We start from the raw sequence: 24063 nt of genomic DNA, 5'->3' as shown, positions 1-24063 counted from the left end.
GAAATGAAATTTACACTGTCTTGGCTTCATGATCATTTGGATACAAATAGATCTCTTGAAGATATATGTGCAGCCTTGAATAAAATCGGTTTGGAAGTGGAAGGGGTCGAGGATCCTGGTAAAACACTGGCACCTTTTAGGACAGCCAAAATTATTTCTGCCGAACAGCATCCCAATGCTGACCGTCTTCGTGTTTGTCATGTTGATGCTGGTAAAGGATTTGAAGATATTCAGATTGTTTGTGGTGCACCCAATGCCCGTGCTGGGCTAATAACGGTTTTGGCACCTGTTGGTACCTATGTGCCTGGAAGCGATATTACAATCAAAGCGGGTAAAATCCGTGGAGAGCAAAGTAATGGCATGATGTGTTCTTCCCGTGAATTAAATCTGGGAGATGATCATGATGGTATTATGGAATTGCCAGTTGATACTCCAATAGGTGTATCTTATGCAGAATATGCCCAGTTGAATGATCCAGTCATTGAAATTGCTATCACTCCAAATCGTGGTGACGCATTATCAATAAGAAATATAGCCCGAGATTTGTCTGTCGCCGGTATGGGAACACTGAAACCACTGAAGGTTCCAAAAATACAAGCGCAATTTTTATCAGCTTTGAGTTGGAATAACCAATATGAAGACGCCTGTCCCTGGATTCTGGGCAGAACAATTCGAAATGTTAAAAATGGTCCAAGTCCCGAATGGTTACAAAAACGCTTAAGAGCTGTTGGAATAAGACCAATTTCATGTTTGGTTGATATAACCAATTATTTTGCCTTTGATCTTGGGCGTCCATTGCATGTTTATGATCTGGACAGGATTGCAGGCAAGCAGCTAACAATATGTCATGGCAATGGTGAAAAATTCCTGGCCTTGGATGAGAAAGAATATCAGGTCACTGACAAAGATTGTGTCATGATTGATGAAGCCGGTGTTCAATCCTTGGCAGGATTGATGGGTGGTGAAAAAACAGGTGTCAGCGAGAATACAACAGATATCTTTCTTGAATGCGCTCTTTTCGATCCTGCTTTGATTGCCTTGAGTGGTCGACGTCATATGATCGTGACTGATGCGCGACAGAGGTTTGAACGGGGCGTTGATCAGGCTTTGTTACCAGATGCGATCGAATTGGCTACGCAAATGATTATCAAATTGTGTGGGGGGCAGGCAAGCGATGTGGTTCATGCAGGTCAAGAACCCAAATGGCAGCGTACTGCAACATTGCATTATAATCGTTTGAAAGATTATGGTGGATTGACAGTATCGGAAAATAGGGTTTCGGAAATACTGACCAATCTTGGTTTTGTGATTGCAGAAAAAAATTCGGAATGGATAAGGGTTGATGTACCTTCATGGCGTAATGATATCGCAATGCCCATCAAAATGGCCTATAATTCCAAGTTGGATGTGGTAAAAAAAGACAAACTGCTTGATTCTGTAAGAGCCCTGGAGGGTGAAGCAGATTTGGTGGAAGAAATATTGCGCATAGAGGGATTGGATAAAATTCCCGCCTGTTCCATGCCTTTGATTCAGCCCGTTCCTTCACCTGCATTGACAACAGATCAGGAGCGTTCTATTCTTTGTTCCCGTTTGCTTGCTGCACAAGGTTTGATCGAAACAGTAAATTTTTCATTTGTAGATCATGAAATTGCTGCACGATTGGGGGAAGCACCTGAATCTTTACGTTTAATGAATCCAATTTCAAATGATATGGATCAATTACGGCCGACCCCTCTGGCTTCGATCCTGCCTGTTATGCAGCGTAACATAGCACGGGGTATTGGTGATATTGGACTTTTCGAAACTGGGCCTGCCTTTACACGAAATCAGGAACGCCTTATTGCAGCCGGTGCACGGTACGGACATATGCAACGTCAATATGATGGTAAAGCACCAAAAGTTACTTTATGGGATGTAAAAAAGGATGTTTTAACGGTTCTCGATGGACTGGGCATATCAATTGATTCTTTAAAAACGGTTGGTGAAACACCGAATTATTATCATCCCGGACGTTCTGGCCGGTTGAGTTTGGGGCCAAAAAATATATTGGCTTATTTTGGTGAGTTGCATCCTTCCTTGGTGAAAGAATTTGGTTTTGATCAGGCTCCCATGATTTTTGAAATTATGCTTGATACAGTAATTCCAAAGAAGATTACCAGGAAAAAGGCACCTGTACTTTCAATCTTTCAACCCTTAAAGCGTGATTTTGCCTTTGTTTTAAAAGACGGGATCCCTGTCGAGCAGCTTTTACAGGTCGTTAAACAGGCTGATCGCAAATATATAAATTCGGTTGAATTGTTTGATGTTTATAGAGGAGATAAAGTTCAGGCAGATCATAAATCCGTCGCTGTTCAGGTAACTATCCAGCCAAATGACCGAACATTGAAAGATGAGGAAATAGAGGCAATCTCCCAAAAAATCATCAAGGAAGTTGCACGTTTGCTTGGTGGAAATTTAAGATAAATTTAGTCTGTTTGTATTAAAGCCCATGTAAGAAGCCGTTACATGGGCTTTTTAAATTCCGCGATATATTTATATATTTACTATTTCACTCTTAATTTTGTCTGGTCTAAATATTATGCCTGTGACGAATAAATCCTTGGGGAATTTTTCTTTTAATCTGTTTGCGACCCTGTCAGGACTTTTGACGATTTTATTATGGTCAAGTCTGGCCATCATGACAACTTTTGTAGCCTCAATACCCCGATTTGAGCTTCTATGGTTTGGTTTCGGCTTGTCTTTTGTTATTGGAACATTGATTCTGGTCCTAACGGGACGTTTAAATGAAATGAAACAGCCATTAAAACCCTGGATCACCGGATTTAGTGGAATTTTCTTTTTTCATTTGTTCTATTTTTTGGGATTGGCTTTGGCACCGCCAGCGCAGGTAACCTTGATGTCATATCTATGGCCAACAATGCTGGTTGTTTGCAGCGCTTTTTTAAGTAAGCGACAGTTTCATATAGCATATTTGATTGGCGTTCTGATGGGATTGGCCGGGACTGTTTTTTTAATGTATGGAGGAAAAAATACAGTAATTACCCCGTGGGTTTTATTAGGGTATTTTCTTGGTTTTTTATGTGCCATCGTATGGACAATCTATTCATTGGTTAATAGAAAATATGTAAATGTTCCAGCTGGCATGCTGATTGGTGTTTGCGGTGGAATTTCATTGGTAGCCATGCTGATTCATTTCAGTATTGAACCAACAGTCATCCCATCCCTGAAAGAAATGATAATCTTGATCTATATGGGTTGCGGTCCGATGGGAATTGCCTTTCTTGCCTGGGATTATGCCTCAAAAAATGCTAATATGTCGTTATTGGGAAGCTTGGCCTATTTGGCACCTTTACTATCCATGGTATGGCTGGTGGTGGCCGGTAAGGCTCCAGCAACATTTGGATTGGGAATGGCTGTTATTTTAATTGTGGGGGGAGCAATAGTTGCAACTTACCCTTTAAAACATGTAAAAGAATAGCAATCTTTGTAAAAAATCTATAGATATATAACTAAAGTTAAATTTGATTTATTGAGACAGTCTTATTGATATTGGTGCACCATGACAGATACGCCTTTGGAATCTATTCGTAATTTTTCTATTATCGCTCATATTGATCATGGGAAATCCACCCTTGCTGATCGTCTTATCCAGGCATGTGGTGCATTGACGCAAAGGGAAATGCATGCCCAGGTTTTGGATAATATGGATATTGAGCGTGAACGTGGCATTACGATCAAGGCGCAAACTGTAAGACTGCATTATAAGGCAAAAGATGGAAAGACCTATATCCTTAATTTAATGGATACACCTGGTCATGTGGATTTTGCCTATGAAGTAAGCCGTTCTCTTGCCGCTTGTGAAGGATCGTTGCTGGTCGTTGATGCATCTCAGGGGGTAGAGGCGCAAACCCTGGCGAATGTGTATCAGGCCATTGATGCAAACCATGAGATTGTTCCAGTTTTAAACAAGGTTGATTTACCAGCTGCGGATGTTGAAAAAACCAAGGAACAGATTGAGGAAATCATAGGCATTCCGGCAGATGATGCCATTGGCGTCTCGGCAAAAACAGGTTTGAATATTGATGCGGTTTTAGAAGCATTGGTGACCCGTCTACCTTCTCCCAAAGGGGATTTGGAGGAACCTTTGCAAGCTTTGTTGGTGGATAGCTGGTATGATACTTACCTTGGCGTCATTATTTTAGTGCGTATTAAAGAAGGTCGCCTTAAAAAGGGGATGCGTATTCGCATGATGTCAAACAACAGAACATATCATGTTGAACAGGTGGGTGTTTTCACGCCCCATATGCGCGAGGTTGAATCTCTGGGTGCTGGAGAGCTGGGTTTTATCAATGCCGCGATTAAAACCGTGGCAGATTGTCATGTGGGTGATACGATTACCGATGATCGCCGACCTGCGACCGAACCTTTGGCTGGATTTAAGCCATCAATTCCCGTTGTTTGGTGTGGATTATATCCAATGGATGCCGATGACTTTGAAAAGCTGAGAGAAAGTCTAGGTAAATTGCAGCTTAATGATGCATCATTTCATTATGAACCAGAAACTTCCGCTGCGTTGGGATTTGGTTTCCGCTGTGGATTTCTGGGATTGTTACATCTTGAAATTATACAAGAACGGTTAAGTCGAGAATTTGACCTTAACCTGATAGCTACAGCACCCTCGGTTGTTTATCATTTATACAAACGGGATGGGACGATTGAGGATCTTCATAATCCTGCTGACATGCCTGATCCCACCCTGATTGAAAAAATAGAGGAACCATGGATAAAAGCATCCATTATGGTTCCTGATGAATATCTGGGAGCTGTATTGGGTTTATGTACAGAACGCCGTGGTCAACAGATTGACCTGACATATGTTGGGGCAAGGGCAATGGTTGTTTATCGCCTGCCGTTAAATGAGGTTGTCTTTGATTTCTATGATCGCCTCAAGTCCGCGACACGAGGATATGCCAGTTTTGACTATCATATGGATGGCTATGAAGAAAGTGATTTGGTTCGAATTAGCATTTTGGTAAATCAGGAACCTGTTGATGCCTTGGCCTTTGTTGCTCACCGTTCCGTAGCGGAATCACGCGGACGGGCAATCTGTGCCAAATTGAAAGACTTAATTCCGCGTCAACTGTTCAAGATTGCCATCCAGGCAGCAATAGGGGGACGTGTCATAGCGCGTGAAACCATTGGAGCCCTATCAAAGGATGTTACTGCCAAATGTTATGGAGGTGACATTTCTCGAAAACGTAAACTGCTTGAAAAACAAAAAGAAGGTAAAAAACGTATGCGACAATTTGGTAAAGTTGAGATTCCTCAATCAGCCTTTTTAGCAGCATTGAAAATTGACCGATAATTTTTGATACAAGATTTTCATTATTACTCTGACCTATTTGATTTTTTGAGAAATATCAAATAGGTTTTTTATTGTTGATTTGTCTGAATGCTAGCGTTTCTTTTAATTTGTACTTTAATCTATTTTTCTGTTTTTTTTTATTTTTTGGGTAAAAATCAAGTTCCTTTAAAAAAAGGGTTTACATTTCTTTCCAGTCGTAAAAATAAAAATTATATTAATTATAAAAATTGTAAACATGAATTATTTTCCGCTGACGATTTTATTTATAAACGATATGCAGAACAAAACACTAACATTAACCGATGTAATCTATATCCTGTAATCCCCGTTAATTTCGAATCCATTTTCATATTTAATTGTCTGCAAATGTGGTTGATCGATAAGAGATTGCATTGGTATATAGGTTTTGAAGTTTCAATGGGGGCATTCATCAAGACTGATTCTTCCTTGCCCCAGGAAATTCAAGATCAAGCTTTTTGGGCCTATAATAATAAACGTGTTGATTTTTTACTGGTTAATTGCTTCGGAATACCCAAATTGGTAATTGAATATCATGGTTCTGGTCATAACCTTTCAAGGGATGCAGAGGACCGTATGAAAATCAAACGGGCTATTTTATACAAAACAGCCATTCCTTTGCTTGAAATTAGTTATACGATGTCTAAAAATGAGATTATTTATTGGTTAAATCAGTTTTACAAGGAACATATCAAAAGTGATGAGAGGGGTTGAAATCGAACCTACAGTTAAAAATTCATAAAGTTTTTAAAACCATATTGAATTCGATATAAAAGATCAGTTTAATATCTAAATATATGAAAATTATTTATGAATCATTTTTTGAAATTTATATTAATCTATATTGTTAAAGGGTTTAATTTCAGTTTTAAAGTTTTTCAGAAATTATCTTTGTTTTTTATGAAATTTTTCTTGCCTAATATGAAAAAATCGTTATCTTTCATTTTTAGTTAACCTTTTGTGGAGAGATGGCCGAGTGGCTTAAGGCGCACGCTTGGAAAGCGTGTGTACGTGAATAGCGTACCGTGGGTTCGAATCCCACTTTCTCCGCCATTCAATAATACATTATCCCATATTATAAAACATTTGAACGCATTTAATCTTTGGCTATATCAATGTTAACGGATAAGGCCATAAAAACAGCCAAATATCAGGAAAAAGGTAGAAACAAGCTTTATGAACGCGGTTTATACCTGGTTATCACAAAAGCAAACTCCAAAATATGGCGTTTCAAATACACTTTTGCAAAAAAGTGAAATGCTAACATTTGATTCTTATGCTTAAATACCATTAGCAGACATGTGAGAAGCAAAATATGGTTAAAGCTATCGATCTTGGAATTGCTAATTTACAACAAAAATTTTTTCAATCTATACAGCAAAAATTGTTTTAAAAATATTTTAATGATTGGTGGATTCAAATAAAGATAAGTATTTGAAGCTTATATATAATCTTTAAATGTAATATTATTTCTAAATTTAAAATTAATATCGCATGCATACTTCTAAAAGAAATAACATACAGGAAAAAAAATGACTGAAAAAAAATAATATTCTTGAGCCATATCTCTGAAGAAAAAGAATTGGCAATACTATTAAAAAAAAATATTAAAGAATTGCTCCTATCTTCAGTTGATGTTTTTGTATCTAGCGACGATCAAAGTATAACACTTGGCAATAAGTGGCTTGAAACAGTCAGTAACAATCTAGAAAAGTGCATTCTAATCATTGTTTTGTGTAGTCAAGAAAGCATTAAAAAACCATGGATAAATTTTGAATGTGGAGCTGGATGGTCGCGAAAAATACCAATTATACCTATCTGTCACTCTAATATAACAGTTGCCAACTTGCCCATTCCATTAAATCTATTGCAAGGATTTGATATACAAAAACAAGGTAAACTAACAGGATTAATATCCAGAATTGCGAAAGAAATAAATATAGATACACCAAAATTTGATGAACCGTCCATATTACAAGAAATAGAAAAATTTGAAAAAAATTATCAGATAAATTCTAAAATAAAAAACGAACTAAAGGAGATAGAAGAAAACACCCCATCTTTTTATAAAATCCTAAAAGATATATTCGCTAGTGGTCAAATTAATTCATCGAATTGTAATATTTCTATAAATAGATTTACGCAGTCATTATTTGATGACATTAAACAAAATCTAAAAAATTTACAAAAAAATCAACTTTTAGAATTTCAATATAAATCTGGTGGAGGAATAGAAATTAATGCAGGAGAATCAACGAATATAATGGGAACACTTTATTTAAATTTTAAAGACTTTTATAACATTTACAAACAATATTTAACTTAAAATCCTATAACATCAACCCTTTAGACTGATTTTGTTCTTTGCCTCGTTTTCATGAGTCTATTTTAAATCTTTACTCTAAATTTTTCGATCATTCTAGATAATAAAAATTCTGAAGAAATCTCAAAAGAGATAAAGGTCAATCTTTATATTGCATTGGAGAAAATTATGCTCACTCTGATTTTATGGGGAAAGTGCAATGGAATGAAATAATAAAATTGACAATTTTAACACTACATGTTAAATTATTATTCACAATGGATTATTTGTAATTTTTTATTAAAAAGCGGTGGCTTATTTCAGTTAAATTTAAAAATATATCAGATTTTTAATAGGGATGGGATAGTTGTGTTTTTCACAGAATCCATGTATCGAAGGTAATTCGCTAGTGTCTTTCATCGGTAGCTATTAAGATTTTTTGGTATATATATTTTTTATAAATTAATTATTTGTTGAGAAATTGAGGAATTTTACGGGTGTAAACCTGGTAAATTTTAATTTTCAGGTAAAATTTAAAAAATACCGATCAAGCTGCTGTTTTTATATTTATAGGTTATACTTTGATTCCTTTAGATTTCATCATGGTTATATTTGAATGGCAGCTGATTAATTTCACATATAATGGCAATGATTAGTATTAGTGCAGCTTCAAGGATTGCTGGGACTTGCAGTTTTTTGTCAACACGATTTTAAATGAGATATTCGAAGATTTTGGTGAGAATGCATTGTTAGAACTCACCTTGGTAAGACGTGCTGAAATATAATTTGGTGAAGTTCCAAAGTGTGTTGCCCTATTAATGACAGCTGAGAAGTATATGATGATTGTAAAGGGCTTAAAATTGTTGGTTAAAGACGTAATTAAGATCGATTGTCAATTGTTCATACTGTGATTTATGAGGATCCTTACAACCCAGCTTTATGGACAGATTTTTTTTGCCATTTTCCAGAATGTATGAAAGCTTAAATATTCTCCGTTTCTTATCCTAAAAGGAACGAGTGTTGGAATGGGTGAAGATAGCAAACCATTTACAGTTAATTTACCAACAAGTTTTACTGGAAGGCTCAAATATGTTTTGAAACAAGTAAGCAGTAATAAATCTTCTGTTATTGCCGCAAATGATTGTCAACAATAATTAACAACCTTTTGTATTTATCAATCAGAATAATGATTATTGGTTTGTGATGTAAAAATAGATTTTTTTTCTTTGGGATATTATTAATGGAAACAATGGAACAGATGGAAGGTTTCAGGATTATTAAGAATCTGTTCAAGAAATATCTACAAAAAATCAAGTTATTTCTACATTAAATGAAGATAAAGATCATGTATTAGCTATTTTTAATCATTTTTAATGAAGCAACTGCTGTCATGTGGGTTGATTTATATGAAAAAATTACAGGCTATTATTGATAGCAACGTTGTCAAAAATATAAAACAAACAATGTCGCCATAATATTATGGGTATGGGCATTGTTTTATAATATCAATTTAATAAAAACCGTTCTTGTGAATGGTTTTTTTTATTAAGGATAAATAGATGAATAATTATTTAATTAATAATAATGAACCAAAAATTTTACCGGCGAATGAAACTCAATGTAAATCGCAAAAAAATAATATTATTGAACAAAATGATCGTGAAATATTTGAGTTGCCTAGCGGATGTTTGAGTGGAACAATACTGCGTTTATCTTGCAAGGGCCCAACAGAGCAAAAATTCTATAGTTTTTCTATAAAAAACCGTATGCTTGACAATGATACAATCGCAACTGTTAGGTTTAGCCCAACAAGCGATAGTAATGTTACGGCGGATAGATATTCGCTTCAGGAACAAACTTTTACAGTTCGTTTCAATGGAGGGGAACTTAATAAAGATGTCCCCTTGAAATGTGAAGTCAAGACAGAAAAAGAGGAGATTTTAGATTTTGTCTGTATTCTTCCAATTCGTGCGGAGGGTGTGCTGTATGAGAATAATGACGGTCTTGTCGTCATTATGGGGGCTACAGGTCCAAAAGGGGAAAAAGGTGATAATAATTTAAACGATGAAACAACAGATTTACATGTTAAATCAATCAATTCCTCAGCTCTCGTTCCAACAAAAGCCGCCCCTTCAGCCTCACTTTTTTCAATAGTAAATAAGGTATATGAAACACGTTCATTTAATCTGCCAAACAGACCAATTGAAATTACAATGCATAGAGGCGGGAAAGCAAGAATTATAGAAAATACAGTATATAATGCTGTAAATTCTTATCGTGCCCATCAAGAGATATCCTTTGAATTTGATATTCAGTCAACAGCTACGGATGGAAAGTTCATTATATGGCATGACAATCAAACCGACAGACTGCTTGATCATAGTTTGGAATTGCGAACATCAACCTATGAAGATTTGAAATCTTTACGTTTTACTGGCTTAAAAAATACACCTTATTATGATGTTGTCAAATTAAGTTCACTGGATGAATGGTGTCAGTTTATAGCAAAAGTCAATCGTCCATTTTATCCTGAAATCAAGAGATTTGAAACCATAGATCAAGTTACACAAATTGTAAAAACTATTCAATCTTATGGATTAAGCCATCTGGCGACTTTTGAAAATGGTACCTATTCAGTATTGGAACATGTTCGCTCTTTAGATTCAAAATGTCGTGTAGGGTATATACAATTTGGTGAAGACAACAATATAGATTCAGCTATTAAAAAAATGCAAACCTTGGGAAACGGGGTTTTGTTATGGCAAATTGACACTGTTTCGCAAGATCCCTCAATTATACAAAAATGCATTGATGCCGATGTTGGATTAAGTGTTTGGACTGCTGCTGATGATCATGAATTTTTAAAGGCACTTACAGCTGGAGCAACTTCTGTAACTTGCAATAATTATCCTGTTCAAGCATTTTAAATAAGGGGTTGAAAATGAAAGATATTATAATAGCGGGTCGTGAACTGTCACAATTTCCAATAAAAATAAATGGAACATCAACAATTGACAAGAATAGTGATGGAACATGGACATTTAAATCAACAGATACGAACAGTAATGCTTATGGATATTATAATGTTCCCGCGATATTTGGTGAAACGGTTAGTCTTACAGTAACGGCAGTATCCTTGGAAGAAGCTGATGATAATCAAAAATACCCTTCGATTGCCGTACGTTGGATATCAGCTAACGGAGTATGGAAACAATCATCAGAAAATTATGTAAATTCAACAATGGTTGGAGTATATACGGCTGAGTTGACCGTCAATGAACCTGTTGATCCAGGTGATATCATTCAAGTCTCATTTGGTCATTTCCGTCCGTCCATGGCATCCGGAAAATTTTTTGATGCACAAGTCAATATATCAAATAGTATGTATCCAGTTGCAAGAAAAATGTTTGCCTCGACATTGACAATCGAAGCGAGTAAAGCCGGTGAATTGCCCGATTTTTCTTATAAAACCCAATTCCAACAGTTAAATTTGAATATGATAAAATGGGATGATAACAGCACCTTAATATTGCAGGATGATCAGCTGAAAGTGGCAAATGCAGAAAATAATCTTTGGTACGTTAATCCGAAAATATTGATGTCCTTACCAGAACTTAGTGATTATTTTACAGTCAATGTTTTTCATGGAATGTATGATTGGACCGGTGGGAGTTTCAAGTTGACTTTTGCAGATACAAAAACTGGAAAATTAATTGATTTTAAAACCGATGCCACAAAAAAATTGGTAATACAATATGAAATAAATATATGATGGTGCACTTGATTATTAATCAAAATGGATAAAGGATGCATTGGAGATTATTTATAGGAGTAATATATAATGCATCTTGTTAAAGAAATTTTTCAAATTTTTCATAAATATAGAATTTTACCGCATTTTAATTGTGGTGCTCTTGGAGATAATAATTATGGCTGGATGCCCATAGCTTGATTCCATTATGATGGTTATTATCATGAATTAATGAGATTATATCTATCCAAATTATTAATTTAATTCATTTTTAAACAAGGATGTGGATTTATTTACGGTACATCCTGCAGTTTCAGTTGAGAATGATTTTTTCCGTCTCGCAAAAGATGAAGATAAATCAATTACAAATATGCAATTGCAGAAATTGCCTTACATTGCATATAATCGGAGTTTAGCTTTACTAAATAAACTTTTAATTTCTGAATAGCCTAAAGTTTGGCAATATGGTCCTGTTTATACATATATGATGTTTTAAATATCTTTAATGCTGATTTAATTGATGATTATATTTAAGATAACAAATAATTTATATTTTTAATTCCTTCACGTGTATGGGTAACATTTTGTAAGTTTCCTTTTAGAATTTTATCAGAAAAAGGAGCGTCATTATTTGATTGTATATTGATGTTGTATTTTGAAATAATGGTTTGTAAAAGTTTGTTTATGGTGCCTCTTTTTTTGGTCTTCATTTAAATCAGATTTGAAAATCTTGTTAATTTATCCTATTAGGAACTGATTATTCCGTAAAAGTTGCCGCCTTGCATCAAGCTTATGTTTGGTTTTTAAAATAGATGAAGAAATTTCTTTTCTTTTGGTCAAGGTAAAATTCTTTATTCAAATATGGTCTTTCATGCCAGCTATGTGATTGTCAGGATTTGGCGAAAAACTCTTGATGTGTCAAGAAAACGGTTTAAAGGAAAGCAAACCTAAATTATTGAATAAAGTCTTAAATTTTTATATGGATAAATTAGGTTATGAAAAAAATGAATTAGCCAAAGTAATACAATGCAATATCGACGACCTAGATCAATTGATAAGGTTGAATTCATATAATTAAAATTATTGTTTTACAACAGTAAAACTTCAGTCACCCACCCATTGCGGTGGGTTTTTTATTATCCACTTCCCATTCTAAAAAGGAAAAATCATCATGACAAAAACCACAGGTGGAATTTATCTGAACCATTTGAAACATGAGGTGATAACACCAGCTCTGAACTATATAAATCTTGGTGGACAGAGGGCGATCAATCAGGTAACGGGAACTTTTCTGGTGGAGGGATATGCATGCAACTATACATATCTCAGGCAGCTGGGAAAGGGGCCGGCGTTGGGGCCATGTCAGATGGAACCCGTGACCTATCACGATATCTGGGAGAATTATCTCAACAATGCCAGAAGGCAACCGCTAAGAAGTCTTTTAATGCATATCGCGGGTGATTTTAACCTGGACAACAGGGGGATACCGAAAACCGAGACATTGACAGGAAACCTTTTCTTTGCTGCGGCCATGTGCCGCGTTTTCTATATCCGGATCAGGGAGATACTGCCAGATTCCAGGAATGCAACAGCGATGGCCCAGTATCACAAGAAGTACTACAATACGGCGTTGGGAAAGGCGGATTGGCAAAAGAATATCGACCGTTTCCAGCAGGCCATTGATTGTTAGGAATTATATGTTTTATTATTCAAAATAATAAGCATTTATAGGCTATTAAAATATATTTAAAATAAAAAAAACAAGCTTTTTCATTTCGGGGTATAATGTGGGGTATAAATAAGATAAAAATATTAAATTTATTTTATTTATCAATTTGTTACTAGTTTAGTTCGTTATATACTTTCTCCGCCATTCAATAAATTATTCTGTATAAATTACATTTCCCAAAAATATTAAGTTTTTTTTGTAACTTTATGATGTTTTAATATTATGAAAAAATTATCAGTTAATAAAAAAGAAATTTATATCTTTTTTTTATTTGTCAACCTTGTCATATTAATGGGTAGTTCTTAAGGATTATTAAAAAAAACAAATAAATTTTTTAAAATTTACAATATATTATCAATGTTCTGCTTAGTATAAGACTTGGTGATGTTATCATGGTTATTGATGTTATTTTTGCGGTAGTCAGGGTTTTGCAGGAAAGTTATTGACGCTTTTATTTTTGAATATTTTATGACATAATGTCAATATTATTTCCAAATAAAATAATGTTGGATTAAAATGTTACGTACAGAATTCGCACAATTACGAGAACAGGCTGGGATTTCCATTAAAGATTTGGCTAATGAGGCAGGTTTTACACAAAGAACATTATATAGATGGGAAAAGGGTGAAGCCGTTCCGCGTAAGGCTGTTATGACATTATTACAAAACAAGATAGCCATTGCGGGAAATGGGCAATGCAAATTCAGGTTCATTGATCTGTTTGCGGGCATAGGGGGGTTGAGACGTGGATTTGACCGGATTGGCGGTCAATGTGTGTTTACAAGCGAATGGAATATATATTCGCAAAAAACCTATAGGGCCAATTATGCATGCAATCATGAAATTGCGGGTGACATAACCAAAATAAGTGAGCGGGATATACCTCATCACGATATCCTGCTGGCGGGTTTTCCATGTCAGCCATTTTCAATTGCCGGCGTGTCAAAAAAAATATCCCTGGGATTGAAGCACGGGTTTGCATGTGAGACACAGGGCAACCTGTTTTTCGATGTCGCGCGTATTATCAGATATCATCGTCCCAGATGTTTCCTGTTGGAGAATGTGAAAAATCTTGTCAGTCATGACAGGGGAAGAACCTTTTCAATCATTCGCAATGTGTTGGAACATGAGCTTGGGTATTGCCTGCACTGGCGTATCATTGATGGAAAAGGGTTTGTTCCCCAGCATCGTGAGCGTATTTTTATCGTCGGGTTTCTGGATAAAAACGATTTCAGTTTTGATACATTATCCTTGCCCGATCCGTTGTCAGGGCCTCGCCTCTCGGCAATCCTGCACCCTGAAAACGGTAGTGAAAAACCGGAAAGCCACTATACCGTGGGAGAAAAAGCCTCTGTTTCCGAAAAATACACGTTATCCGACAAATTATGGAAGTATCTGCAAAACTATGCTGACAAGCACAAAAAGGCGGGAAACGGTTTTGGTTTTGGACTGTGCGATCATGACAGTGTGGCCAGAACATTGTCGGCACGCTATTACAAGGACGGATCTGAAATCCTTGTCTCACAGGGATGCGATAAAAATCCGAGACGGTTGACCCCGAGAGAATGTGCGCGACTGATGGGGTTTGACAGGCCTGGGCAGTCAGATTTTAAAATTCCCGTTTCGGATACCCAGGCATACAGGCAATTCGGAAATGCGGTCGTGGTTCCTGTTGTTGAGGCTGTTGCCAGTCATATACTTCCCCATTTGCAAAATTGACAAGTGTTTCATTATTAAAATGATCGATATTGTTGATCAGAAAACTAGAAGTAGAATAATGTCGTGTATTCGTTGTAAAAATACAGCTCCTGAAATGTTTATACGCAGAATATTGCATTCACGAGGTTATCGTTACAGGTTGCATGATCATAAACTGCCCGGCAAGCCAGATATGGTTTTTCGAAAATATAATGCTGTAATTTTTATTCATGGCTGTTTTTGGCATGGGCATGACTGCCATTTGTTTAGGATGCCTTCATCAAGAGTGGAATTCTGGAAAAATAAGATAGAGACAAATAAGAAAAGGGATATGAATGCTATTTGTAATCTTAGGGAACTTGGTTGGAGGTCGATGATTATATGGGAGTGTGCCATTAAGGGGAAAAAAAAGGTTTCTGTAGAAGACCTGGTGTCTATTACCGATTACTGGTTTCGTAAATGTAATGATAATATGCAAGTTAGAGGAAAGTAAATGGCCTCATTAAATGAACTTTCTTATTGGCTGAATGAACAGAGAAGAATGGATAGGGTCTGGTATGTAAAACGTCTTTCAGCCAATGATACTTTGGCATCAGGATCTCATCAGGCTGGTCCTTACATGCCTAAAAAGCTGCTTATGGATCTTTTTCCATCATTGCAATATAGTGGTAAAAAAAATCCAAGGGTTACATTCGAACTGCGACTTGACAGTTGTCATGATATCAGGGATGTAACGGCAATATGGTATAATAACAAATGGCATGATGGTGGAACTCGAGATGAAGTGCGTATAACAAACTGGGGAGGTCAGCATTCGGCTTTGCTTGAACCTGAAAATACGGGTTCTTTGGTCATTTTTTCTTTTCAAAGACAACAGGGACGGGATGTTTCTCTTTGTAATGTGTGGGTGTGTGATCATGTAACAGAGGAAGATTTGATTGAAAATCTTATAGGAGTTATTATTCCCGGGAAACATATTATTCGATCCTGGGATAGGAATTGCTTTGAAGAAAAGAACAAAACCAATTCTTGTTGCTTGTCACCAGAGAATATACCAGAAGATTGGAGAAATAACTTTCCGACAACTATAGATATTTTTAAAAAAGTGATTGAGTTAATACCTGATATTGGTGATACTGTTGATGAGCGTCTTATTAGACGTAGAAATTGTGAATTTGAGCTTTTTAGAAATATTGAAAAAAATATAGAGTTTTCTTTTATTCGGCAGGGATTTAGTACGATTGACGCATTTCTTGAAACAGCAAAAAAAATTTTGCAAAGAAGAAAAGCACGGTCAGGTCGTTCGTTAGAGCTTCATCTTAGAGAGATTTTTTTAGAAGAGAAATTAAAGGAAGGGTTAAATTTTTCATATCAACCAGAGACGGAAAATGGTAAAAGACCAGATTTTGTTTTTCCATGTGAAAATGCCTATAAAAATCAACATTTTTTATCAAAACAATTGAGAATGCTGGCTGTTAAAACAACATGTAAGGATAGATGGAGACAAATATTAAATGAAGCGGATCGTATCCCAGTTAAACATTTGTTCACATTGCAAGAAGGGGTTTCGGTAAATCAGTTTCAGGAAATGTGTGAATCAAATGTTAGATTGGTGGTGCCAAAACTTTTAATAAATAAATATCCTTTGGAAATTCAAGGACATCTTCAAACCCTAGAATCTTTTGTGGGAGATGTGCGTTTATTGTCCAATTAATATAGATGCGAAAATTTATCGTGATAGCTTTCTGGTAAACTTATATCTTTTAAAGATAACTTATCAAAAGCGGGTGTAATTTATATATTGTGATTGCCATCTTCTTCGTTATTTAATAAATTTTTTAAGATAGAATAATAATTATTCTCAGAATCAATTTACCCGATAAGAATTTTAAATTCGTAATTTCAATATTTCATCCCATCGTGTTGTATAGCGTTGACTCAACTGTTCCCGTTTAAGGTGCCATCTTGCCTTTTTTCTCTGTCCACCTATGAGAATCGTATGAGATCCCATTTGTTGATTAATCCTGTCGATCACTTGCATAAGACTATTATTGCGCTTGATTGATTGGTCATTTTGGGTATGGGTGAAAAAATCGAGCTGTCTTTGATTTTTATGGATGATATCCAAAAGCATTATGCCTGCTTTATGATAATGGTATTCAGCCCTGAAAATTTTACGAAGCCCTTTTTGAGCAGCCCTGATGATTTCTCGGCTATCATCTGTAGGATATGGCATGGATATGGCAAAGGAAGGGTTGTATTGTAACGATTGATCGTGAAAACGGTTGGTTCTTAAAAAAACCAGAACAGCATGGGTAATGGAATGCTGTTTTCTTAATTTTTCGGCAGCTCGGCAAGTATGCAAGCGAATGGCTTCCTCAATATCAAACAGGTTGTTGGTACTTTGACCAAAACTTCGAGAAGCGACTATATTTTTTTTGGGTGTATGAAAATCTGTCAGTTCAATACAGGAAATTCCTCTTAATTCCAGAACAGTACGTTCCAAAACAACTGAAAAATGCTGTTGCATAAATTTGGGGCTGCAATTTTTTAATTGCCAGGCATTTTCAATACCCATTGCGATCAGTTTGGCATTTAAGCGACGGCCGATGCCCCATATTTCAGAAATTGGTAAATTTTCAAGAATATGTCTAAAATCAGGACCATGAATATCTAAACAGAAAATACCTTCATGTTTTTTATCTTTTTTAGCGATATGGTTGGCTATTTTTGCAAGAGTTTTGGTGGTTGACAGACCAATGGAAACAGGGATTCCAGTGTTTTTCTTAATGATTTTTTGAACATGGCGACAATAATTATTGGTTTTCTGATCCCCATTCAAATGAATAAATGCTTCGTCAATAGAATAAAGCTCAACATGATAAAAATAATTCTGAACTGTTTCAAAGACACGTTGGCTCATATCACCATAAAGTTCGTAATTGGAACTTAATAAAGTGATTTTCTCTTGTAAATCCGAAGGAATTTTAAATGCCGGCATTCCCATGGGGATGAAAGGTTTAAGCTCGTTAGAGCGGGCAACAACACATCCATCGTTATTTGAAAGAATACCAACCGGATGATTTTCCAATTTTGGATTAAAAACACGTTCACATGAAACGTAAAAATTATTACAGTCAATTAATCCAATCATTATTTTATTTATTATGGTTGAACAGTTTTTAACGATTGCGGTTTCTGAAAGAATGGATTGTATGAATGACCACTCCCCAGATCATGGTTTCTTTATCCTTGATTTCTATAGGGGGGTAATTAGGGTTGCCAGATTTCAAATAAGGGATATTGTTTTTAATTGCCAAAGCTTTACAGGTTAACTCTCCATCAACAGAAACAATGACAATATCACCCTGACGGGGATCTAGCGATCGGTCAACTACCAAAAGATCATGATCGAAAATACCGTAATCAATCATGGAATCTCCAGAAACCCGTATGTAATAAGTTGCAGAAGGATGATCAACCAAATGTTCTGTGAGCTCCAGTTTCCCTTCAAGATAGTCATCTGCAGGAGAGGGGAAACCCGCTTTCACCAGCATTTCAATGTGAGGTAAAAAATATCTGCGTGTGTCAGGATGGACAGGGTGAATGGAAACTATTTCTGTCTCAACCATAATTTGATCTCCATAAATAATTTTTTGGCTGACTATAAAAGTTAATTTTCTATTAATCAATGAAAGAATAAAAATTTTTATAGTTATTTGAATGACTTATTTGGCTTTGTTATCAAGTTTGAGATATGGGATCATTTAGGATAAACGGATTAATTATTTAATAGTAAGAATGAATTTTAAAGTCCGAAAAATTACAATCTAGATATTGGGTAATTATAACCGATATAAATCGTTAAAGTTAATGAATATATTTATTTATACCATGAATTATATATATAAATCAGATGGTTATCTTTTGAGATTGGAGTGTATTCAGTAATTGATTTTAGTTTTTATTAGGTTAAATTATGAAATTTAGATTTATACAGACAATTTTTATGAGTATATAATTATAATCTTGTTATATCGCTTAATATATGTTGCGGGTTCTTAAATGAAACCTATCATCGATATGACGAAATCATTATTACAAAACGAATGATAACATATCGTTAGCTGTATCTCAATTGAAAATCAATGACCAAATATCAAGCTTCAGATGGATCAATTGTAAAGTGTCCATTAATCAGGTTTGTTCCAGATAGACAATCTATGTTTACATCGGGACAGCAAATATTACAGCTTGGTGGTGATATGGAAAAATTCCCATTGGTGCGAATATACATGATGTTAATGGATATTATGGGAAATTAGTAATTTTTCCTGATTAAATTACGACACCAAAAATTATGGAACATCAAATAATTAGGTCATTCTTCCGCTTCTTATTCTTTCACTGCACCATGTATGTTAGGTGAATTTAAAAGATGATATAAATTATCATTATGTTTGTGTAGTGGCCAATCACTGGAAAAATTTATATTATCATATTTTTAACTAAAAGTAATAATATTGAAACAAATGGTAATAAAGATGGTAAATAATCCTAATATTAGTAAATTGAAAATGAAGAAATTTTTTCTTTGAAGATGCGGTAAAACATTACTAAATATAATGTTTAGAATTATAGCCACCCTACGGGGTGGTTTTTTTATTAATGTATTTATATATTCAAAAAATCAATTATTTATTTTATTATATATATTTAATGAATTAGTTTAAATATTAAAATAATATTTTTTAAATGCAAAAAATTATTAATTTTTAAAATTGAAAACTAATATGTAATGATATATAATAAATACATTTAAAAAGCCGAAAAATAGAATGAGAACAAAAGGTGCTTAAACAAGTTTTCAATTCTATTTTCCGGAAGCGAAATGTATTATATGGAATGATATGAAGATATTCAATACTTATTATTAAAAAATTAACTGTTTTTTTATATTTTAATTATAAAATTATTAAAAATCATTGAAATTCAAATAAAAATTGAACTAATAAATTTTTGTTGATTTGTATAAAAATCAAATTGATTTTGATTTTGTTTTCAGCGACAGTTTTTTGGCAAATTGTTGCAATAATTCGTGATGCAACAAGGCAACTTGAACTGAACTTGCCAATTGTCGGGCGGAAACAGTATAAGAAGCATTGGAAACAACGGCGGCATAATCAGCGTGATAAAATTCTTTTGCCGATAAAACTTCTTGCACTGCTTTGTTGCCAACCGGTTTGGTATACAATTTGCATTGTAAAATTAATGTCTTGTTGTTTTTATAGGCAATAACATCGGCTCCCTGATCGCCACTAGCGTTTGTTACCTTAGCATCCCACCCAATCTGTTGCAGTAAATTTGCACAAAATGCTTCATATTCCAGAGGTTTTAGATAATTGACGTTATTAACATTTTGTTTTTTTTCTAAATTTGTTTGTTCAACAATTATATGAATATGTTTGACTAGTTGTTTTTTGATTGATGGTAACAAATCAACAAGATTTTTTTTTGTCAGACGCGGACGAATTCTAGTCTTAATAAATCGTTGTATTTCTTTGAACCATCTATCTTCGATAATGGAGCCATAATCATCTTTATAACAAAGTTGTTCTCTTTTAAGTGTTAATATTTTCCGATGACGTTTTATTTCATTGATTGCCAATTTCATAGCTCTTTTTTTACGGTAAAAGCTTGTAAATTTCAGAAATGAATTTCTAAGTGTAAATTTCTTGCGGATAGTAAAGATAGTTATAAAAACAATAATAGATATGAAAATCCGTTGATATGGATATGTAAATATTAAATTTTTAAAATTATATAAAATAAAAAAAGTTGTATTATTTGTATAAGAATTTTTTTCCTCTGAAATAATTTTCAAAGCCGTATTGAACATCGATGTTGTTCCTTGTAAGGAAAGTTCGATAGTTTGATTGGGAAATGTAATGTATGCGTTTTTTTTTGTAATAATTTCTTTTACAAATATATTGCTTTGGTCCGTATTCAATGAGGTTTCATATATGAATGGATGTGTATTTTGCTTTTTTTTTAAATAGTAAGAGTGATGATCGGTTTTGAAAACAATTGAGGGTTGCTTATTAAATTGATTATCGAATTGAATAAGGGCTAGCTTGATCAATATGGGTTGATTGGTCTTTAAATTGATAAAAAAATTAAATTTTTTTTCTTTTTTTTTAATAATTATTTGATTGTTGGTTACAGATTCTATTTGCCAATTATTGGTTGCAGCTTGTGATGCAAAAGGATAAAAAAGATAAAAACTGAAAAATAATAAGTTAAAAGCAAATTTAGGTAGCATAAACAAATGAATAGGGGTTTCGTGAGATATTTTTTTAATAATTTATGAGAAAATTGACAAAGATTTATATTATTTTATACAATTCAATAGTGCCAAATATCATTTTACATGATTAGTTTATCATTTTTATGGTGCCCAAAAGAAGACTCGAACTTCCACAGCCTTGCGGCTACAGGTACCTGAAACCTGCGCGTCTACCAATTCCGCCATTTGGGCTCTTAAATATATTGATACTTCTTACTGATGTTCTTATAGTTGGTCAATGGAATTTTTGATTTTTTTAATTTTTCAAATGAGAATAAACACTATTCGATAAATTTGATTATGAAGCTGGGAAAGTTTGATGCGTAAAATAGCAACGATTATTGGTGGTAATGGATTAATTGAAAATTACCTTGTTGAGCGGTTGGTTAAGCAGGGATATGTGATAAGATTGGCAGTACCTTTTCCTGCACATACGAGAGAACAGAAAATATTTGGTAATGTTGGACAGGTTACCCCATTGTTTTGTTCATTTGATCAAGAAAATACTATTGTTCGATCCATTGAAGGTGCAAGTGTCGTTATTAATCTTGCAGAAGCTTTTGTTGGAAAAAGCAAGGGTAATCTTGAAAAAATAAATGTAAAAATCGCTGAAAAAATAGCAAAAATCGCAAGTGCAGCAGGTGTCAAAAATTTATTGCATTTTTCTGCTTTGGGTGCTGATTCCACAAGTCCTTCCTCTTATCTGGTCAGCAAGAAAAAGGGGGAGGAAACCGTATTGAAAACATATCCTTCTTCAACGATTGTAAGGGTTGGAATCAGTTTTGGTCCAGAAGATCAGTTTTTGAATAAGTTAGGATTTCTATCAACTTTTTTCCCTATTATGCCAGTTTATAATGTTAATACACGTTTACAACCTGTCTATGCAGGGGACATTGCTGATGCTGTTATCAAGATTGTTGAAAGTGAAGAAAATCATGGGGAAATTTACGAGTTGGCGGGTCCAGAAATACTTACTAATCGTGAGTTGATTTCCAAGGTTTTAAAAATAGTTCATCGAAAAAATGATGTAAGCGGGTTATGTCCAGGTTTTATAAAATTAATGGCTTATTTCCTGGAATATATGCCAGGTTCCTTAATGACCGCACGATTGGTTAATTTAATGAAATATGATTCTGTTGCTGGTCACAAGGGTAAAAATTTTGAATTTCTAGGTATTGTTCCATCTTCAATTGAAATGATCGCTCCCGCTTATCTATATTGTTACAGGCCTGCTTGCGACTTTGAAGAATTAAAAAAATTACAAAAAGAAGCCTATATTTGAAAAAAAGTTATGAAAGGTCAGTAGTACTGTCTTTTTATTAAAAATGGAATAGGATAGAAAGTTTAGGTGTAATCTGCCTTAAATATTAAGGAATTTAATTATGCCTAACCTAATGCTTAAATTTGTTAATTTAGATCAGCAGCAGCCTGAAAAACGTAATGCTGTTGAACGCAAACATGATTTTAACGAGATTTATCGACGCTTTTCAGAGGAACAAGCCAGAATTCAGGCCAGTCGCTGTTCACAATGTGGTATTCCATTTTGTACAACGAAATGTCCATTATCAAATTATATTCCTGACTGGTTGAAACTTACGGCTGAAAATCGTTTGGCAGAAGCTTATGCACTTTCAACTGCAACCAACAGTTTTCCTGAAATCTGTGGGCGCATCTGTCCACAAGATCGTTTGTGTGAAGGCAGTTGCGTAATTGAGGCGGATTACAAAAGTGTTACAATTGGAGCGGTGGAAGCTTTTATAACCGATCATGCATTTGATCAGAATTGGGTCACACCTATTATGCCTTTGGAAGAACTATCGCAATCTGTGGGAATTATTGGTGCCGGACCTTGCGGTTTGGCTGCAGCGGTCGTTTTACGAAAAAAAGGATATCAAGTCCATGTATATGATCGCTATGATCGGGCTGGTGGTTTAATGGCTTATGGTATACCTACCTTTAAACTTGAAAAAAATATTGTAACTCGTCGTCAGGAATGGTTAGAAAAATCAAATGTGATTTTCCATTTCAATACAAGTGTCTCAGATAAAACAGCTGAGCATTCCATCGCTTTTGAGGATCTAAGAAATAAACATGATGCGGTATTGATTTCAACGGGAGTTTATAAAAAGAAAGAAGTAAGCCTTTTTGGTTCAAATCTTAATGGAATTGTGCAGGCACTGGATTATCTGATTGATTCTCAAACGCAAAATAACGATAAAAATGAAATGAATGCAAAGGGTAAAAGAGTTGTCGTTATTGGCGGTGGCGATACTGCCATGGATTGCTTAAGAACTGCAATTCGTCAGGGGGCGAACTCAGTTCAATGTTTGTATCGTCGAGATAGGGCAAATATGCCTGGCTCTATGCGAGAGGTAAAAAATGCAGAAGAAGAAGGTGTGGAATTCATTTGGCAGGCAGCTCCAGATGCTTTTGTAGGTGAAGAAAAAGTGGAGGCAATTCGCGCATTAAGAACCGAATTGGGTTTGCCAGATGCTGGTGGTAGACAAAAAATCAGAATTATACCTAACAGTCATTTCACCTTGCAAGTGGATATGGTTATCAAAGCACTTGGATTTGATCCTGAACCATTGACCACCCTGTGGGATAACGACCAATTGGATACAAATGAATCTGGTACCATAAAATTGAATCATCATAGTCGTATGACTTCTTTACCTGGTGTTTTTGCAGGCGGCGATATTGTACGCGGGGCAAGTCTTGTTGTATGGGCTGTCAAGGATGGGCAGGATGTGGCGGAAAAAATTGCCCATTGGCTTGAACAACAAAATAATAAACAGAATGTTTCTGCTGCTTGAAAACAGATATCCAGAATTGAATGAATTCATTACGGTAG

Annotated in this window: 20 protein-coding genes and 2 tRNA genes; 18 read left to right on the top strand and 4 right to left on the bottom strand. The window is 34.9% G+C overall.

All coding sequences use genetic code 11. The annotated features are described in order from the left end of the window. The first annotated feature begins 3 nt into the window (after window positions 1–3). The 15 genes from pheT to H3R33_RS04460 all read left to right on the top strand — a co-directional run bounded on the left by pheT (window position 4) and on the right by H3R33_RS04460 (window position 16577). On the top strand, window positions 4–2463 hold the full coding sequence (gene pheT / locus H3R33_RS04525) for a phenylalanine--tRNA ligase subunit beta (protein WP_198184886.1): 2460 nt from the start codon (window positions 4–6) through the stop codon (window positions 2461–2463). A 115-nt stretch (window positions 2464–2578) separates the two neighbouring features. Continuing rightward, a complete protein-coding gene (locus H3R33_RS04520; RefSeq protein ID WP_110438869.1) occupies window positions 2579–3478 on the top strand; it encodes a DMT family transporter in 900 nt (299 codons plus the stop codon). Window positions 3479–3559: 81 nt separating this feature from the next. Beyond that, on the top strand, window positions 3560–5365 hold the full coding sequence (lepA, locus tag H3R33_RS04515) for a translation elongation factor 4 (RefSeq protein ID WP_198184887.1): 1806 nt from the start codon (window positions 3560–3562) through the stop codon (window positions 5363–5365). A gap of 87 nt (window positions 5366–5452) precedes the next feature. Next, on the top strand, window positions 5453–6097 hold the full coding sequence (locus H3R33_RS09245; RefSeq protein ID WP_408869243.1) for a DUF2726 domain-containing protein: 645 nt from the start codon (window positions 5453–5455) through the stop codon (window positions 6095–6097). Between the two features lie 248 nt (window positions 6098–6345). Further along, window positions 6346–6436: transfer RNA gene (locus H3R33_RS04505), tRNA-Ser, on the top strand. Between the two features lie 62 nt (window positions 6437–6498). Next, entirely contained in the window at window positions 6499–6639 is a 141-nt protein-coding gene (locus H3R33_RS04500; RefSeq protein WP_198184889.1) for an Arm DNA-binding domain-containing protein, read from the top strand. Window positions 6640–6938: 299 nt separating this feature from the next. Further along, the gene (locus tag H3R33_RS04495) at window positions 6939–7709 is read left to right on the top strand and encodes a toll/interleukin-1 receptor domain-containing protein (protein ID WP_198184890.1); all 771 of its coding nucleotides are present in this window, start codon (window positions 6939–6941) and stop codon (window positions 7707–7709) included. A gap of 1001 nt (window positions 7710–8710) precedes the next feature. Then, window positions 8711–8839, top strand: coding sequence for a hypothetical protein (locus tag H3R33_RS09125; protein ID WP_255518762.1), 129 nt, complete (start codon window positions 8711–8713; stop codon window positions 8837–8839). Between the two features lie 405 nt (window positions 8840–9244). Further along, window positions 9245–10612: a glycerophosphodiester phosphodiesterase family protein gene (locus tag H3R33_RS04490; protein ID WP_198184891.1), complete on the top strand. Its 1368-nt coding sequence runs from the start codon at window positions 9245–9247 to the stop codon at window positions 10610–10612. Window positions 10613–10626: 14 nt separating this feature from the next. Then, window positions 10627–11457, top strand: coding sequence for a hypothetical protein (locus H3R33_RS04485; protein WP_198184892.1), 831 nt, complete (start codon window positions 10627–10629; stop codon window positions 11455–11457). Between the two features lie 262 nt (window positions 11458–11719). After that, on the top strand, window positions 11720–11884 hold the full coding sequence (locus H3R33_RS09200) for a hypothetical protein (RefSeq protein WP_198184893.1): 165 nt from the start codon (window positions 11720–11722) through the stop codon (window positions 11882–11884). 723 nt (window positions 11885–12607) lie between these two features. Then, window positions 12608–13126, top strand: coding sequence for a hypothetical protein (locus H3R33_RS04475; protein ID WP_198184894.1), 519 nt, complete (start codon window positions 12608–12610; stop codon window positions 13124–13126). A gap of 555 nt (window positions 13127–13681) precedes the next feature. Continuing rightward, on the top strand, window positions 13682–14884 hold the full coding sequence (dcm, locus tag H3R33_RS04470; RefSeq protein WP_198184895.1) for a DNA (cytosine-5-)-methyltransferase: 1203 nt from the start codon (window positions 13682–13684) through the stop codon (window positions 14882–14884). A gap of 58 nt (window positions 14885–14942) precedes the next feature. Beyond that, complete coding sequence (locus tag H3R33_RS04465) at window positions 14943–15356, top strand: very short patch repair endonuclease (RefSeq protein ID WP_232342134.1); 414 nt, start codon at window positions 14943–14945, stop codon at window positions 15354–15356. Beyond that, the gene (locus tag H3R33_RS04460; RefSeq protein ID WP_232342135.1) at window positions 15357–16577 is read left to right on the top strand and encodes a type II restriction endonuclease; all 1221 of its coding nucleotides are present in this window, start codon (window positions 15357–15359) and stop codon (window positions 16575–16577) included. Between the two features lie 174 nt (window positions 16578–16751). Here H3R33_RS04460 and H3R33_RS04455 read toward each other — a convergent pair whose 3' ends face one another. Both H3R33_RS04455 and H3R33_RS04450 read right to left on the bottom strand, forming a co-directional pair. After that, window positions 16752–18017, bottom strand: coding sequence for a Y-family DNA polymerase (locus tag H3R33_RS04455; RefSeq protein WP_198184897.1), 1266 nt, complete (start codon window positions 18015–18017; stop codon window positions 16752–16754). Window positions 18018–18045: 28 nt separating this feature from the next. Continuing rightward, window positions 18046–18495 carry a LexA family transcriptional regulator gene (locus tag H3R33_RS04450; protein ID WP_110438882.1) on the bottom strand — a complete coding sequence of 150 codons (450 nt, stop codon included), beginning with the start codon at window positions 18493–18495 and terminating at the stop codon, window positions 18046–18048. Between the two features lie 516 nt (window positions 18496–19011). Between H3R33_RS04450 and H3R33_RS04445 the strand changes: the two genes are divergently transcribed. Continuing rightward, window positions 19012–19188: a hypothetical protein gene (locus tag H3R33_RS04445; RefSeq protein WP_198184898.1), complete on the top strand. Its 177-nt coding sequence runs from the start codon at window positions 19012–19014 to the stop codon at window positions 19186–19188. A gap of 713 nt (window positions 19189–19901) precedes the next feature. Here H3R33_RS04445 and H3R33_RS04440 read toward each other — a convergent pair. Continuing rightward, window positions 19902–20531: a restriction endonuclease gene (locus H3R33_RS04440; protein WP_198184899.1), complete on the bottom strand. Its 630-nt coding sequence runs from the start codon at window positions 20529–20531 to the stop codon at window positions 19902–19904. Between the two features lie 783 nt (window positions 20532–21314). After that, a tRNA-Leu gene (locus H3R33_RS04435) sits at window positions 21315–21401 on the bottom strand. A 127-nt stretch (window positions 21402–21528) separates the two neighbouring features. Between H3R33_RS04435 and H3R33_RS04430 the strand changes: the two genes are divergently transcribed. Both H3R33_RS04430 and H3R33_RS04425 read left to right on the top strand, forming a co-directional pair. After that, window positions 21529–22491, top strand: a complete 963-nt coding sequence (locus tag H3R33_RS04430; protein ID WP_198184900.1) for a complex I NDUFA9 subunit family protein — start codon at window positions 21529–21531, stop codon at window positions 22489–22491. A 100-nt stretch (window positions 22492–22591) separates the two neighbouring features. Then, window positions 22592–24025: an NAD(P)-dependent oxidoreductase gene (locus tag H3R33_RS04425; RefSeq protein WP_198184901.1), complete on the top strand. Its 1434-nt coding sequence runs from the start codon at window positions 22592–22594 to the stop codon at window positions 24023–24025. Window positions 24026–24063 lie beyond the last annotated feature (38 nt).

Source organism: Commensalibacter sp. B14384M2 (genome assembly GCF_016101865.1).
GTDB lineage: Bacteria > Pseudomonadota > Alphaproteobacteria > Acetobacterales > Acetobacteraceae > Commensalibacter > Commensalibacter melissae.
The sequence above is the reverse complement of the archived record's forward strand: the minus strand, read 5'-3'. Positions and strand labels throughout refer to the sequence as shown.